We start from the raw sequence: 14,672 nt of genomic DNA on the forward strand, positions 1-14,672 counted from the left end.
TCCTCTGCTGGGGGAGCCCTCAAATTAGCGTGTCGTGAGCTGTCGCTCTTGTAAGAAATCAATCGGCGGGCAGTGGCCAGCCGTCCAGCGCGTGTCCGGGGTGTTCGCGCAGGAACCGCCGCCGGACTTCGAGGTACCGGGTCGGGGTGAGCCCGGTGAACGCCCGGAACTCGTGGCCGAAGTGGGCCTGGTCGAAGTAACCCGCGCCACCGGCGAGGTCGCCCCAGTCGACCGGTCCGGTGGGGTCGATGGCGAACACGGTGGCGGTGAACCGGTAGGTGCGGGCCAGCCGCTTCGGCGTGACACCGATGAACTCCTTGAATCGCTGTGCCAGATGAGTGGTGCTGACACCGGCCGCCGCGCTCAGGTCACCGATCGCCACCGTCCCGCCGGTCGCCGCGATGAGGCCGCTCATGTGGCGAACCAGCCCCAGTCCGTCGGCTTCGCGCAGCCGTCGCATCAGCTCTTCCTCGAGCAGCGTCAGCATCTCCCGCGGTTCGTCCGCCGTGGCCAGGCGGTCTCGCAGCCCGGCGATGGCGGACCTGCCCCAAACCTGCTCCAGCGTCACCGGGCGGTCACACAGTTCGGCCGCGGGCATCGGCAGGAACGGGGCCGGCCCCCACGGCTTGAAGTGCACTCCGACGGACCGGGTTCCGGGCGGGTACCCGAACTCCCACGCGCGCGTGGGAGTGGTGATCACGCAGCCGTCGGCGTACTCGGCCGTGCCGACATCGGTGCCGGCACGGATGCGGAACGGCGGTCCGAGGTTGACGATGAGCAACGCGGACGGCGACGGCGGCAACGTCAGCCGGGCGTACGGCGGCGCACCCTCCAGGTAGTAGAGGTCGTCGATCAGCCCGTCCAGCGGCGGTCGCGGCACTTTGGACACGTACTGCACGCCTACAGCATCGCCGACGCCTCACGCGAGTGTCGTGAAGGGCCCCTTGAGACGTCAAAGGGGCCCTTCACGACACGAGAGTTCTCAGGGGAAGAAGCCTTACTCCGAAAGCTTGCCCCGCAACTGGTCCAGCGTCTGCGAGAGAAGCCGCGAAACGTGCATCTGCGAGATGCCGATCCGTTCCGCGATCTGCGTCTGCGTGTAGCCGCCGAAGAAGCGCATCACGAGGATGGCGCGTTCGCGTTTCGGGAGCTCCCGCAGCAACGGTTGCAGCGCCTCGTGGTTCTCCACCAGAGTCATCTCGTGGTCCTCTTCGCCGATCGTGTCGGCGAGCGAAAGGGCCTCGGTGGCGTTGTCATGGACCGGCTTGTCGACCGACAAGGTCTGGTACGCCTGGCCGGCAAGCAGCCCTTCGCGCACCTCGTCGACTTCGAGCCCGAGGTATTCGGCGAGTTCGGTCGGAGTCGGCGCGCGGCCGAGCCGCTGCGCCAACGCGGCAGTGCCCTGGCTGAGGGAGACGTGGAGTTCCTTGAGCCGCCGCGGCACCCGGACCGACCAGCCGGTGTCCCGGAAATGCCGCCGGACTTCGCCCATGATGGTCGGGACGGCGAAGGAGAGGAAATCGTGCCCGCGACCGGGATCGAACCGGTCGACCGCGTTGATCAGGCCGATCCGCGCCACCTGCACCAGATCCTCACGGGGCTCACCCCGGCCGGAGAACCTGGTGGCGATGTGCTCGGCGAGCGGCAGCAGTTCGGTGACGAGGCGGGCACGCAGATCCTGGCGACGGCGGGAGTCCTCCGGCAACGAGGACATCTCGTCGAAGAGGGCTTCGCAGTGAGCGTAGTCGTCCGCCTGCCGCGTGAGGGTCTTGCGCTCGCCGCTCACCCGTCGCTCGTTCCCGGGGCCAGGACGAGGTCGATCGTCGTCGTACCCCCCATTTCGCCGGGAATCGGCTCGCATCGTGCGGCCACCGAACCGGCCAAGGTCGTCAAGACGTGCCAGCCGAACGTCGTCTCGCTCGGCAGGAAGGGCGTGGTCGTCCGTGTCGAGATCGAAACGGCGATTCCTTCCGGTACCTCGTGGAACACACAAAGAAGAACGGCTCCCAGTGCAGCGGGCTGAACAAGTTGGGAACAGGCTTCGTCGACTGCCATCTTCGCGTCCGAAATGGCGTCCAAGCCGAATTCCGCACGGGACACCACACCATGGGTGAGCGTGCGGACCAAGGGAATTTGCTCCGCTTCGGCAGGAAGGCGGAGTTCGACCCGATCGGACAATCCGTCCGACTGGGGCCGGGTTTGGGGAGTCAGGCCGCCCCGTCCGTGTGCATCCATTACGAAACCCATCCGTCCGTGGCCTTGGGGTGATCGCGGCGGGGACCCGCCGCGTGACGCGTGATCAACGGCCCAAGGCGCGCTGAAGCTCCTTTTTGGACATCTTCGACCTGCCCTCGACGTTGCGTCGCTTCGCTTCGTTGTAGAGCTGATCCTTCGTCGGGCCGTTCGGGCCCAAGCGGTTCCCGGACCGTTTGCCGCCCCGCCGCTGGGGTGACATGTCCTGGAGGGATGTCCGGCTCGCTTCGCGCGATTCACCCGCCTGCGCGCGATTCTTGTTGACCGTGCGCGCGGCGATCTCCTCGGCCCGGTCGGTGCTCGCGCCCCGGTCCTTCGCCGAATCCTTGATGTGTTCGTACTGACGTTCTCGTTTGTCACTCCAGGCCTGCTGCGGCATCTGGCCTCCTCTCTTCCCCCGGTCGGGTACCCCGTTCGATTCACCGGATAAACGTCCGGTTGACCCCGGCGGCGGGTGGGTACGCGGAGGTCGGACGCGAAGGAGGCTTCGATGCGCATCGGCTACACACTCATGACCGAACAGGCGGGCCCGAAGGATCTGGTGGCATATGCCGCCGGGGCCGAGAAGGCGGGCTTCGACTTCGAGGTGATGAGCGACCACTATTCGCCTTGGCTGGACGAGCAGGGACATTCGCCGTACGCGTGGAGCGTGCTGGGAGCGGTCACCCAGAGCACCGAACGGGTCGAACTCATGACCTTCGTGACGTGCCCGACCATGCGCTATCACCCGGCGGTGGTGGCGCAGAAGGCGGCGACCGTGCAGGCGTTGTCGGACGGCCGGTTCACCCTCGGGCTCGGCGCGGGGGAGAACCTCAACGAGCACGTCGTCGGACGCGGCTGGCCACCGGCGAACGTCCGCCACGAGATGCTCGCCGAGGCGATCCAGATCATCGGCGGGCTGTTCGACGGCGGGTACTTCAACTACGCGGGTGACCACTTCCGGGTGGACTCGGCGAAGCTCTGGGACCTTCCGGAACAACGCGTCCCGATCGCCGTCGCGGTGTCCGGATCGCAGTCCGTGACGCGGTTCGCGCCGATCGCCGACGCGATGATCGCGGTGGAGCCGGACGAAGCGCTGAGCCGGGAATGGGACGCCACCAGACCCGGCCCGCCCACCAGGAAGATCGCCCAGCTCCCGGTGTCCTGGGGGGAGGACCGCGACGCCGCCATCCAGCGGGCGCACGAGCAGTTCCGCTGGTTCGCCGGCGGCTGGAAGGTCAACGCCGAACTGCCGGGACCCGCGGGATTCGCCGGGGCCACCCAGTTCGTCACCCCGGAGGACGTCGCCGCGGCCATCCCGTGCGGCTCCGACGTCGACCGGATCGTGAAGCAGGTGGGCGAATTCGAAGCGGCCGGGTTCACCGATCTCGCCTTGATCCAGATCGGTGGCGATCAGCAGGAAGGCTTCCTGCGGTTCGCCGAGGACACCCTGCTCCCGGCATTGCGGGGGTGATCACCTGGAACGAGTAAGGCGCCGGTGTTTCCGCGCATCCGAAGGGGAACACCGGTGTGCAAGCCCGCGGACGCGGGTACCAGTGCGACACGGCGTCCTTCACCCAAGGGGGGAACTGATGAACAACGAACTCGGATTGCATTCGGTGCCGGACCTGTTGCCGGAAGGCCGGGTCACCCCGGAGCAGCAGGCGATCCGCCGCAAGGCGGCCCTCGCCGTGGCTTCACGGGCGAGGAGTGCCGAAGACTGCGCGGCCTTGCTGGACATGCTCGGCCTGCACAATGGCGGCCGCAGGAGCTCCGAAGTGGCTTGATTCAGCGACCGCGCGCCGTGACGAGGTCCGCGACGAAGGCCCGATAGGCCTCGTCGCGGTCCGGCGCGCGCAGCACCGCGGACGGGTGCACGGTGGCGAAGGCGGTCGTGTCGAACTCCGCCAGTTCGATGCGTTCCCCGCGGCTTCGGGTGATGCGGAAGTCGTCGCCCAGTAGTGCCTTCGCCGCCGTCGCGCCGAGGAAGATCAGCAGCTTCGGCCGGACCGCCGCCAGTTCGGCGTGCAGCCACGGACGGCACGCGACGACCTCGGTCTTCGACGGTGTCTTGTGGATACGCCGCTTGCCGCGTTCGTCGCGCTGGAACTTGAAGTGCTTGACCGCGTTCGTGACGTAGATCTTTTGGCGGTCGAAGCCCGCTTCCTCCAGCGCACGATCGAGCAGCCGCCCGGCGGGGCCGACGAACGGGGCGCCCGCCCGGTCCTCCTGGTCGCCGGGTTGTTCGCCGACCACCATGATCTCCGCTGTGCGCGGGCCTTCGCCGAAGACGGTCTGGGTCGCGTCGCGGTAGAGGTCGCACCCGCGGCAATCGGACGCCGCCGAACGGAGCTTGCCGAGATCGGCGGTCTCGGGCGGGTTCGCCCCGGGTGCCTTGGTCGCCATGGGGCCCGGATTCCCCGCCCGGCCGTGGGACAAACGGGTTACCCGAACGCCGCGATGGGTAGCCCGCCGATATGTCGATCAAGATCGAACCCGCCGTCGCCTCCCTCCAGGACACCGTGCGTGTCGCGCTGCGGGTCGTGCTGCCCATGCTCGCGGGCGGCGTGATCAAACGACGGCCGCGGGTGATGGCCGCGGCCCAACGACTCCAGCTGGACCGCTCCGCCGTGCACTTGTTGTCCGAGCTTCGCTCCCGGTACGGTCCGGGGCCGCTGCGCCTGCGGGTACCCGGCCGTACGTTCGATCTGGCGTTGTCCGGAGAGGACGTCGGTGAGGTGCTCGCCGCCGCTCCGGTGCCGTTCAATCCGTCGACCAAGGAGAAGCGGGCGGCGCTGGGACATTTCCAGCCACACGGCGTGCTGATCTCGGGCGCGGTGGACCGGCCGCCGCGCCGCGAGTTCACCGAGGAAGTCCTCGAACCGGGCAGGCCCTTGCACCACCTCGCCTTTCCCTTCGCCACGGCGATCGCCGAGGAAGCGGCATCGCTCCGGGACGGCGGCACCCTCGATTGGGACACCTTCACCGTGGCCTGGTGGCGGATGGTCCGCCGGGTCACCCTCGGCGACTCGGCGGCGGACGACGACGCCCTCACCGACGCGCTCGCCCGCCTGCGGAAGGACGCGAACTGGGCGTACGCGCACCCGCGGCGCGACCGGCTCCACGACCGGTTCCGTACCCGGCTCATCGGCCACCTGGAGCGCGCGGAGACGGGAAGTCTCGCCGAAGCCGTCGCCTCGGCGGGCCCGGCAGGCGAGCGGACGATGGAGGTCGTCGCCGACCAGGTCGCCCACTGGCTCTTCGCGTACGACGCCGCCGGGATCGTCACCTTCCGCGCACTCGCGTTGCTGGCCACCCACCCTGCCGCGCTGGAACGCGCCGGTGAAGAGGTCGCCGCCGCCGACCTGACCGTGCCGAACCAGTTCACCTACCTGCGCGCGTGCGCGCTCGAATCGGTGCGGTTGTGGCCGACCACCCCGGCCCTGTTGCGCGAGAGCACGGCCGAAACCCCGTGGGGACCCGCGGGGACGACGATCCTGATCTTCACCCCGTTCTTCCACCGTGACCCCGGATCCCTGCCCTACGCCGACCGGTTCGAACCCGGGATCTGGCTCGACGGCAGCGCGGCGGCCAACCCCGCGCTGGTCCCGTTCAGCGCCGGACCGGCCATCTGCCCCGGCCGGGATCTGGTGTTGTTCTGCGCGAGCACGATGCTGGCGCACCTGATCCGGGACCGCCGCTTCGAGCTGACCTCGGGCGCCGTGCTCGGGCCGGAGCGGCCACTGCCCGCGACACTGGACAATTTCCACCTGAAGTTCTCGACGTTCTCGGACTAGGACTCGTCCTCGACCCATTCGAGCAGATCACCGGGCTGACAGTCGAGCACCCGGCACATCGCTTCGAGAGTGCTGAACCGGACGGCCTTGGCGCGGCCGTTCTTCAGCACCGCCACGTTCGCCGGGGTGAGCCCGACGAGTTCGGCGAACTCGCCGACGCTCAGCTTGCGCTTGGCCAGTTCGACGTCGATGCGGACGACGATCGGCATCAGATCACCTGTTCCAGATCGGACCGCAGGGTGGTGGCCTGGCGCAGCAGCGTGCGCAGCACGGCCATCAGGAGACCCAGCACGGCGACGCCGACCAAGGCCAGGAACAACAGCAGTGGCAGACCAGGGTCTTGGGCGTTGAAGCCGATGTAGAGGAACACGCCCGCCAGCACCACCCAACCGGCGAGGATCGCCCCCACGATGGCGTCCACCCAGCGCAAGGACGCCTCGGTGAAGATCCGGTCCTTCTTGACCAGGGTGAGCAGCTGCCACGTGGCGACGACCACGACCTGCACACACAGCACCCAGAAAACGGAGACCGCCGTCGCCGGCCAGCGCAGATACGCCATCTCCGGGTCCTGCCGCGCCATATGCGCGAACTGCCCCGGCAGGGACATGGTCTGGAAGAGGACCAGGATCCCGAACAGCAACACGAGGAACACTCGGAGAGGCGCGACGGCACGTTGACCTGTGATCATGCATCGAGTTTCGCGTTTTATCTATCGAAAGTCAATCGGTAGTTATCGAGGTTCGGTGTTGGGGGCTGTCACGTCGGTCGAATCCGGGGGATCGACGGTGGGGGCGAGCTCGACGGATCGACGGTGGGGGCGGGCTCGGTGGGTCCGGCGGATCGACGGTGGGGGATTGGGGACACTCGACGTCCCGAACCCTCCATCGTCGCGAGGTCGTGCCGCACCGTGCGGCTGAGCAGGGGAGATTTCGAGGCATGCAACATCCTCTTCTTCCCCGCACCGCCCTGTCGGTCAGCCTCAGCGGAGATGACGGGAAGGAATTGCACGGATACTGGGAGAAACTGTCCGCCGGCGGTACGGTTTCCGTCCCGTTCGAGAAGCAGATGTGGAGTGACGAGTTCGGCATTTCGTGGATGGTGAACGTCATCCGGGCCTAGGGCTTTTCGGCCCGGTCCGATCCTGCCGAAGCTCCCGCTTCGCGGGGACTTACGGCCTCGATCACGCGATTCTTGTCCTATCCCCGGGGAAATCACCGTTCTCCTCTGGAGAGGATTCAGCGGTTCCATCGGGAGGCGAGGATATGAACAGAATGATCGCGGTAGTGCTGGTTTCGGCGGGTGCCGCCGTTTCCGTCGCGGGACTGGGCGGTTGCGGAACACCGACCGTCGGTACACCGGTCACCGTGGTGCGCGAGCTCGTGCCTCCGTCGACGACCACTGCCGTCGTCGTCGCGCCGCCCCCGCCCACTTCGGTGGTCGTGGTGGAGCCGCCGACGACGGTCACGCGGGCACCTGTGGCCCAGCGCCTCACTTCGTGCCAGCGGCTTTTCGCCGAGGGTTACTCCTTCGAGTACGCGTTCGGCGCCTGGGTGACCGCGGGCCGTCCGCTGGGCTGGGACGCCGACCGTGACGGATACCCGTGCGAGCAGTCCTACGGGAACCGGAACTAGAACGTCGATCGAGCAAGTCGTAATCGCTGATAACGGTACCCCCACCCACGTCACCGCCTCGATCACCGCAAGTCCGTGAAGGCCTCCTTGAGGGACTTGCGGATCGGGCGTCCACGAGTTCAGTCAGCGTCAAAGGATTTCGCGATGTGCGGGCTGTGACAGGTCGATCGCGGACCGCGTTTCGCCAGGAGTCGCCATGAGGGGTAGGCATTCGTGCGGCCGTTGCGCACTTCGGTGGCCCGCCCGAGTCCGGCGAGCGTCGGCGGAGCGTCAAACACGGGCGAACGCCGGTCGGTCCCGCCAAGGGGGTGAATTTTCCGCGTCCATCTATCGGACTTTGTACATTGAGTCACCTATTTGTATCTGCTGTACGGCTAATTGGTCCTTTAGGGTTGTGACCAGGAAGGCCACGGGGGTGTCGGTCACGCAGCGCGATTGCGTTACCCCATCCAGGGGAGGAGAGGGCATGGGCAGACCCGAGCGACCGTTGGACGGCACAACCGGTCCGATCGCCGCATTCGCTCACGATCTGCGCGTTTTGCGGAACCGAGCGGGAAACCCGAGCTACCGGGAACTCGCGAGGACGGCACTGTTCGCGCCTTCCGTGCTGTCCAGTGCGGCCAGCGGCCACCGTCTGCCCACGCTCGCCGTGACCTTGGCGTTCGTCTCCGCCTGCGGTGGGGATCGTGCGGCGTGGGAACGACGTTGGCGGAGTGTGGCCGGGAGCGGCGTCGAGCTCAAGGAGGACCGTGCGCCCACGCCACCGCAGGCGGAAGCCCGGCCGGATGGCACGCACGCGTCGGCATCCGGCGTCATCCGCCTCGCCCGTCCGGCCCAGCTGCCCATGGGATCGAGGACTTTCGTCGGCAGGGAGAAGGATCTCGCCGACGCCACGGCAATGATCGGGGCGACCGGCCCGGTCAAGGTGCCGTTGCTCGTCAGCGGGCCGATCGGGGTGGGGAAGATGGCTTTCGCCCTGCGGCTGGCCGAAGAGGTGGCGGCGGACTTCCCGGACGGACAGCTCTACGCCGATCTGGGAGCCAGTGGCACCGGTGGCCCGTCGGCGAACGGGATCGTGCGCGGTTTCCTGCGGGCGCTCGGCGTTCCGGCGCATCTCGTGCCCGACGACCCGATGCAGCGGATCGGGCTGTACCGATCCTTGCTCGCGGAACGCAGATTGTTCGTGCTCCTCGCGGGCGTCAGCGACGAAGGTCAGGTGCGGCCGCTGCTGGGCCGGGCCCCGCACAGCCAGGTCGTGGTGACCAGCCGCGCCCGGCTGCTCGGCCTGGAGGACACGAACCGGATCGAGCTGGACACGTTCTCCCGCGAGGAATCGCTGGCCTTGATCGACAGGATCGCCGGCCAGGGGCGGGTGCGCGCGGAACGCGGCGCCACCGACACGATCGCCGAGTTGTGCGGCGATCTGCCGTTGGCGGTCAACATCGTCGGCCGCAAGATCGCCGCGCGCCCGGAATGGGCGATCGCGTACACGGCGGGCCAGCTCGCCGATCGCGAGCGGCTCATGGACGGTCTCGCCGTGGGAGACGTCAGGGTCCGGGACCGGTTCACCGCCGCGTATGAACGGCTGTCGGCCGCCGAGCGGGAGGCCATCCACCATTTCGGGCAGAGCGGAGCGGGCTGGACGACGTCGATCGGCATCGCCGCGGCGATGGGCATCATGATCGAAACCGCCGACGAACTCCTCGAATCCGTGGTGGACGCCGGACTTCTCCAGCGTGCCCACGTCGCCGGCCGTTACGCGGTCTCCCGGTTGGTCAGCGCGTTCGCCGCCGAGCGGCAACGGGAACCGAGCCCGTTCGCCGCCGCCGTCCCGATGGTGGGCCGCAGGTCGAGAAAGACCGTGTTCGCATCGTCGCGCCGCGAGGCCGTGCGTACCCTGCCGGGTCGTTCGTCCGAGGGGTGATTCGTTCTCCCCGTGTGGCATTTCCGTCAAGGGAACGGGTGAGTCGGCGAAGGCAGCCGAGCGAAACGCGGTCACCAGGCAAGTCGCTGTTCGAGATCGCGGCCCTTCGGGTAAACGCCGGGGAAAGCGGCGACTCCGGGATCGGCCGCGCGGTCGCCATCGCCTTCGCGAAGAAAGGGGCCGACGTGGCGATCGCGTACCTCAACGAGCACGGGGACGCGAAGTACACCGAGGAAGGTGTACGAGCCGAAGGGCGCGAGTGCCTCCTTCGGTCTTCAGGTACCGTTCGAGCGCGCCGCTCACCCCGACGACCTCGCGCCGTCATACGTCTTCTTGGCGTCCAACCGGCTTTCGTCGTACTACAGCGGTGAGGTCATCGCCGCGCCGGGCGGTGAGACGACCGCCGGCTGAGGCGCGCGACCGCGTCGACGACGGCTTCGGGCGCGATACCGTCCAAGCACGGATGGCCGGGCACGGGGCAGAGCCGGGCCCGGCTGTCCTTGCAGGCCGCGTGCTGGTCGCCGAGCAGCGCGGAAGGCACTCCATAGGGCGCCCAGCGCGAGGACGGCACGACAGGGGCGAACAGGGAGACCACCGGCGTACCGACCGCGGCCGCGAGATGGGCGGGGCCGGTGTTGGGCGCCACCACGACGTCGGCCCCGGCGAGCACGGCCGCCAATTCGGACAGTCCGGTGCGGCCGCCCAGATCGAGCGCGTCTCCGGCGACTTCCTTGGTCAGCGTGCTTTCCGACGGGGATCCGGTCACGACGACGTGGTGCCCGGCGTCCAGCAGCGCCCGCACGATCGCGGCCGACCGCTCGGCCGACGGTTGCCTGGCCGGGACCGACGCCGCCGGATGGACGACCACGTAGCGCTCGTCGCCGACGAGCCCGGCCACCGGGGGCAGCGGTTCGCGGATCGCGAGACCTCCGTCGTCGCCTGGGGGCAACGAGAATCCCGCTTCTTCGGCCAGGGAAAGCATCCGGACCGGCTCCGGTGGGTCACCGGCGACACGATGGCGCAGATCCAGCAGTGATCCGGGGTAGTCCTCGCTGATCGCGCCGATCCACGGCACGCCCGCCAGCCGCAGCAGCAGCGCGAGCGGTAACGGGGACTGATGGAACGACGTCAGGATCAGGGCCGAGTCGAGGGAGAGCCCGCGCAGTTGCCGGACGAGCGCGTCGGTGTCCTCCGGGGTGACGGGCGGCGGTTCGGGGTCGATCCACGGCGCGCACCACGTGATGACCTCGTCCACGCCGGGCAGGAGTTCGCCCGCGGCACGGCCCCGCGGCCCGGCCAGCAGGACCACTCGTTCCGCGCCGGCCGCGACCGCGCGGACGCACGGGCCCGCGAGCAGGACGTCGCCGAGGTTGTCCATCCTCGCGACCAGGACGTTTCCCCTCATCGAGAACCCGCGACGGCCAGATGGACGGCTTCGGCCAGATCGCGGGCGACGGTCGCGCGGCGGCGGGCGCGATCGACCTCTTCCGGCAGGGTCCGCGCGGTCGGGATGAGGATTCCCCTGGCCCCGGCCGCCAGGGCGGCGTCGACGTCGGCACCGGTGTCGCCGATGACCACGCAGCGGCGGACGTCCACACCGAGCGCCTCCGCGGCCTGCCGCACGAGCCCGGGCGCGGGTTTGCGGCAGCCGCAGCCGTCGCCGTCGTCGTGCACGCAGACCTGCCACGTGCCGAACGGGCCGAGGATCTTCTCGACGCGGGCGTTCACCGCGGCCAGCCGCTCCGGGGTGATCAGGCCCTTCGCCACCCCGGACTGGTTGCTGACCACACCGATCCTGATCCCCGCCGCCCGCAAACCGTGCAGGAGTTCCTTGGCGCCGGGAACGGGACGGACACCGTCGGGATCGTCGAGGTAGGGCACGTCGATGATGAGGGTGTCGTCCCGGTCGAACAGCAGCGCCTGCGGCCGCCGGGACAGCCGGTGCCGCAGTTCCCCGCGCAGCCGGTGGTAGCAGGCCGCGGGCGGGATGAGCACGCTGGTCAGGAGCATCCGTGACACTTCGCCCGGGGTGAGCGGCCCCGAAGCGATCCGGCGCGCGGCGAACTCGGCGGTCAGCCCCGCCCACACCCCGGCCGCCGCGGTCGCGGCCTTTCGCCTGCCCAGCGCGAACAGCGCCACCGCGCCCGCCGCGCTCACGGTGGCCAGCGCGTGCCGGTCGAGCCGTCCGTGACCGGCTCCGGTCTGCTGCCGCCAGAGCACACCGTGCTTGTGCCGCATGAGCGCGTCGTCGGCGTTGCCCCGCTGGGCACGCAGGCTGGCGAGCGGACCCGACCGTTTGGGCGGATGGACGGTGACGCGTTCGCCCCGTGCGATGAGATAGCCCGCCTTGGCGACCTGCAGGGCAAGATCCGAGTCTTCCCGGTAGGCACGGGGAAAGCGCTCGTCGAAGCCACCGACCTCGGCGAGCACCTCCCGCCGGTAGGCCATGTCGGCGGTGATCCACCGGGCCGTCTCCAGCCCGGCGGTCCCGCGTTCGTCGTCGGTCGGACGGCGGTCCGGTGGCAGCGGTACGACCAGCCGTGCCTGCGACGCCGCCGTCTCCGGACCGAGGGAGAGGAGGTCGGCGGCGAGTTTCCGCGGCCAGTCCGAGCCGATCACCACGTCGTCGTCGAGGAAGGCGATCCACTCGGTCTCGGCACGCCGCCAGCCGGCGTTGCGGGCCGCGGCCGGACCGCGTCCGCCGGCGCGGACCACTTCGATTTCCGTGCTGGACGGGGGAAGCCGCAGTGCGTCGCCGCCGGGCCGGTCGTCGACGACGACGATCCGCGCGGGCCGGGGTTCGGCGGCGGCTTCGATCGCGGCCAAGAGGGTATGGAGGTTCTCCCGGCCGGTCGTCGGAATCACGATCGTGTAGTCGAGGTCGCTCACCCCCTTCCGGTACCCGGGAGCCACGGCCGCAAACGCCGGTCAGGCCGGGATCGCGTCGGTCTTCCGCTGCCACGCGCGATGTTCGCCCAATTGCGCGAGGAACGCGGCGAGGAAGCCGTCGGGCAGGGTCGCCTCGGCCGCGGTGGTGGTCACCACGCCCTCGTCGATGAGGGTCTCGGTGTCGTCGGCCAGCTTCGACGGCACCCCGGCCCGGCGCAGCAGATCCAGACCGGAGCCGAAGGCGGCCACCGGCTTGCCGTGCTTGTAGGCCTCGGCGACGAAATGCACCGCGTAACCGTCACGTTCGAGGAGATTGATCGCTCCCGGGCCACACGGGACGACAACGGCGTCGTAGAGCACCGAAGCCATCGTGTTGAGCTGCCTGTCGGGCCGCAGGGGATCTCCTTCGCCACCCGGCCGGAGTTCGGCCTCGGTCGGGGCGAGGACCTCGACGATCGCGCCCTGGCCGGTCAACGCCTCGACCACGCGGCCGACGCCGATCGTGTCCACGCCGTCCGCGGCGAGCACGGCGATCTTGCGGCCGGTCGGGGGCGCGGGGGGCTGGTTGAGCTGGGAAAGCGCGGGGGAGGAGCGGTCGTGGTGGGGCGTGGCCGGAGCGGCGGGCACGCTCATCCCGATCCCTTCGGCCACCTGCGCCGCCAGGCCGTGGTCGACGTTGGTGAGTTCGGCGATCGTCCGCGCCCGGACCTCCCGGTCCTCGACCTTGCCGAGTTCGAACCGGAACGCGGCGACGATGTGCTCGCGTTCGACCGGGGACATGCTGTTCCAGAACAACGTCGCCTGACTGTAGAAGTCCTTGAAGCTTTCGCTGCGCTCCCGGATCTTGTGGCCCGCCACGGCTTCGGTGTAGTGGCGGAAGACACCGGAATCGGCGATCGCCGGGCAGCCGCCGCCCAGCGAGTTCGGGAAGTAGCTCGTCCGTCCCTTGTGGACGTTCTGCTGCCCGTACCCGTCACGCTGGTTCGTGTGCACCTTCGCGATCGGCCGGTTCACCGGGAGCTGGGAGAAGTTCGGGCCACCGAGCCGGATCAACTGCGTGTCGAGGTATGAGAAGTTCCGCGCCTGCAACAGCGGGTCGTTGGTGAAGTCGATGCCGGGGACGATGTTCGCGGTGTGAAAGGCGATCTGCTCGGTCTCGGCGAAGAAGTCGTCGGGGTTGCGGTCCAGGACCATCCGCCCGACCGGCCGCACGGGCACCTGTTCCTCGGGGCTGATCTTCGTGGCGTCCAGCAGGTCGAAGTCGAAGTCGTGCTCGGATTCCTCGTCCACCAGCTGGACGCCCAGTTCCCACTCCGGGTACTGCCCGGAGTCGATCGCGTCCCACAGATCACGCCGGTTGAAGTCGGGATCCTTGCCCGCGATCTTCTGGCATTCGTCCCACACCAGGGAATGCGTGCCGAGCACGGGCTTCCAGTGGAACTTCACGAAGGTGCCCTTGCCGTCGGCGTTGACCAGCCGGAACGTGTGGACGCCGAAACCCTGCATCATCCGGTAGCTGCGCGGCAACGCGCGGTCGGACATCAGCCAGAGCACCATGTGCAGGCTCTCCGGTTGCAGGGACACGAAATCCCAGAACGTGTCGTGGGCGGACTGCGCCTGCGGGATCTCGTTGTGCGGTTCCGGTTTCACCGCGTGGACGAAGTCGGGGAACTTGATGCCGTCCTGGATGAAGAACACCGGCATGTTGTTGCCCACCAGGTCGTAATTGCCCTGCCGGGTGTAGAACTTGGTCGCGAAGCCGCGGACGTCGCGCACGGTGTCGGCCGAGCCGCGTGAACCCGCGACGGTGGAGAACCGCACGAACACGGGGATCTTCTCACCGCTGGTGAGGAATTCGGCGACCGTGTAGTCGGACAACGCGTCGTCGTAGGCCTCGAAGAAGCCGTAGGCGCCCGCGCCGCGCGCGTGTACGACCCGTTCGGGAATGCGCTCGTGGTCGAAATGCGTGATCTTCTCGCGGGCGTGGAAATCCTCGAGGAGCGTCGGGCCGCGAACACCCGCCGTCAGTGAATCGTTCGTGTGATCGACTCGAACACCCTGCTGCGTCGTCAGCGCGGAACCTTCCGGATCGACACGGTTGCCGTCCAGTTGGTCGTCCTTCGCGTCCTCTCGATGCTGTGCCACAGATCTCGCCCTTCGTGGTGGTGGATTCACTCGCGGCTACCCCCGCGCGGTTTC

The 14,672-nt window shown here is 68.8% G+C and carries 15 protein-coding genes and 2 pseudogenes; 7 read left to right on the forward strand and 10 right to left on the reverse strand.

The window, feature by feature from the left end; all coding sequences use genetic code 11:
- Positions 1–58: 58 nt before the first annotated feature.
- The 4 genes from P3102_RS14640 to P3102_RS14655 form a co-directional block, all read right to left on the reverse strand.
- Positions 59–880 carry a helix-turn-helix domain-containing protein gene (locus P3102_RS14640; protein WP_276371174.1) on the reverse strand — a complete coding sequence of 274 codons (822 nt, stop codon included), beginning with the start codon at positions 878–880 and terminating at the stop codon, positions 59–61.
- Positions 881–997: 117 nt separating this feature from the next.
- Positions 998–1,786 (reverse strand): SigB/SigF/SigG family RNA polymerase sigma factor, encoded by a 789-nt coding sequence (locus P3102_RS14645; RefSeq protein ID WP_276369737.1) that lies wholly within the window; start codon positions 1,784–1,786, stop codon positions 998–1,000.
- Positions 1,783–2,127 (reverse strand): anti-sigma factor, encoded by a 345-nt coding sequence (locus P3102_RS14650; RefSeq protein WP_276369739.1) that lies wholly within the window; start codon positions 2,125–2,127, stop codon positions 1,783–1,785. Before P3102_RS14650 ends, P3102_RS14645 begins: the two co-directional genes overlap by 4 nt.
- A 172-nt stretch (positions 2,128–2,299) precedes the next feature.
- Complete coding sequence (locus P3102_RS14655) at positions 2,300–2,632, reverse strand: plasmid stabilization protein (protein WP_276369740.1); 333 nt, start codon at positions 2,630–2,632, stop codon at positions 2,300–2,302.
- Between the two features lie 111 nt (positions 2,633–2,743).
- Here P3102_RS14655 and P3102_RS14660 point away from each other — a divergent pair, with 111 nt between their 5' ends.
- A complete protein-coding gene (locus P3102_RS14660; protein ID WP_276369742.1) occupies positions 2,744–3,706 on the forward strand; it encodes a TIGR03557 family F420-dependent LLM class oxidoreductase in 963 nt (320 codons plus the stop codon).
- 118 nt (positions 3,707–3,824) lie between these two features.
- A complete protein-coding gene (locus P3102_RS14665) occupies positions 3,825–4,019 on the forward strand; it encodes a hypothetical protein (protein WP_276369743.1) in 195 nt (64 codons plus the stop codon).
- A gap of 1 nt (position 4,020) precedes the next feature.
- Here the strand turns inward: P3102_RS14665 and P3102_RS14670 are convergent, their stop codons facing one another.
- Complete coding sequence (locus P3102_RS14670) at positions 4,021–4,638, reverse strand: UdgX family uracil-DNA binding protein (RefSeq protein WP_276369745.1); 618 nt, start codon at positions 4,636–4,638, stop codon at positions 4,021–4,023.
- Between the two features lie 71 nt (positions 4,639–4,709).
- Here P3102_RS14670 and P3102_RS14675 point away from each other — a divergent pair, with 71 nt between their 5' ends.
- Positions 4,710–6,029 (forward strand): cytochrome P450, encoded by a 1,320-nt coding sequence (locus P3102_RS14675; protein ID WP_276369746.1) that lies wholly within the window; start codon positions 4,710–4,712, stop codon positions 6,027–6,029.
- Here the strand turns inward: P3102_RS14675 and P3102_RS14680 are convergent.
- Both P3102_RS14680 and P3102_RS14685 read right to left on the reverse strand, forming a co-directional pair.
- Complete coding sequence (locus tag P3102_RS14680; protein ID WP_276369748.1) at positions 6,026–6,238, reverse strand: helix-turn-helix transcriptional regulator; 213 nt, start codon at positions 6,236–6,238, stop codon at positions 6,026–6,028. The two genes, P3102_RS14675 and P3102_RS14680, sit on opposite strands and share 4 nt — an antisense overlap.
- On the reverse strand, positions 6,238–6,717 hold the full coding sequence (locus tag P3102_RS14685; protein ID WP_276369749.1) for a DUF2975 domain-containing protein: 480 nt from the start codon (positions 6,715–6,717) through the stop codon (positions 6,238–6,240). The genes P3102_RS14680 and P3102_RS14685 overlap by 1 nt, the downstream gene beginning before the upstream one ends.
- 245 nt (positions 6,718–6,962) lie before the next feature.
- On the opposite strand from P3102_RS14685, the pseudogene P3102_RS14690 reads away from it, so the two are divergent.
- From P3102_RS14690 to P3102_RS14705, 4 genes and pseudogenes are all read left to right on the forward strand, one after another.
- Positions 6,963–7,148, forward strand: a pseudogene (locus P3102_RS14690) (VOC family protein); the annotation flags it as partial.
- Positions 7,149–7,300: 152 nt separating this feature from the next.
- Positions 7,301–7,660: a hypothetical protein gene (locus P3102_RS14695; RefSeq protein WP_276369751.1), complete on the forward strand. Its 360-nt coding sequence runs from the start codon at positions 7,301–7,303 to the stop codon at positions 7,658–7,660.
- A gap of 466 nt (positions 7,661–8,126) precedes the next feature.
- Complete coding sequence (locus tag P3102_RS14700) at positions 8,127–9,584, forward strand: NB-ARC domain-containing protein (RefSeq protein ID WP_276369753.1); 1,458 nt, start codon at positions 8,127–8,129, stop codon at positions 9,582–9,584.
- Between the two features lie 128 nt (positions 9,585–9,712).
- A pseudogene (locus tag P3102_RS14705) lies at positions 9,713–9,995 on the forward strand (hypothetical protein); the annotation flags it as partial.
- Here P3102_RS14705 and P3102_RS14710 read toward each other — a convergent pair.
- Genes P3102_RS14710 through P3102_RS14720 form a run of 3 tightly spaced genes read right to left on the reverse strand, consistent with a single transcriptional unit; the run spans position 9,958 to position 14,618 of the window.
- Positions 9,958–10,989 (reverse strand): glycosyltransferase family 9 protein, encoded by a 1,032-nt coding sequence (locus tag P3102_RS14710; RefSeq protein ID WP_276369754.1) that lies wholly within the window; start codon positions 10,987–10,989, stop codon positions 9,958–9,960. The pseudogene P3102_RS14705 and the gene P3102_RS14710 sit on opposite strands and share 38 nt — an antisense overlap.
- On the reverse strand, positions 10,986–12,473 hold the full coding sequence (locus P3102_RS14715) for an HAD-IIIA family hydrolase (protein ID WP_276369756.1): 1,488 nt from the start codon (positions 12,471–12,473) through the stop codon (positions 10,986–10,988). The genes P3102_RS14710 and P3102_RS14715 overlap by 4 nt, the downstream gene beginning before the upstream one ends.
- A gap of 39 nt (positions 12,474–12,512) precedes the next feature.
- Positions 12,513–14,618 carry a catalase gene (locus P3102_RS14720; RefSeq protein ID WP_276369757.1) on the reverse strand — a complete coding sequence of 702 codons (2,106 nt, stop codon included), beginning with the start codon at positions 14,616–14,618 and terminating at the stop codon, positions 12,513–12,515.
- Positions 14,619–14,672: the final 54 nt, after the last annotated feature.

Origin of the sequence: Amycolatopsis sp. QT-25, assembly GCF_029369745.1 — a bacterium.
Lineage (GTDB): Bacteria > Actinomycetota > Actinomycetes > Mycobacteriales > Pseudonocardiaceae > Amycolatopsis.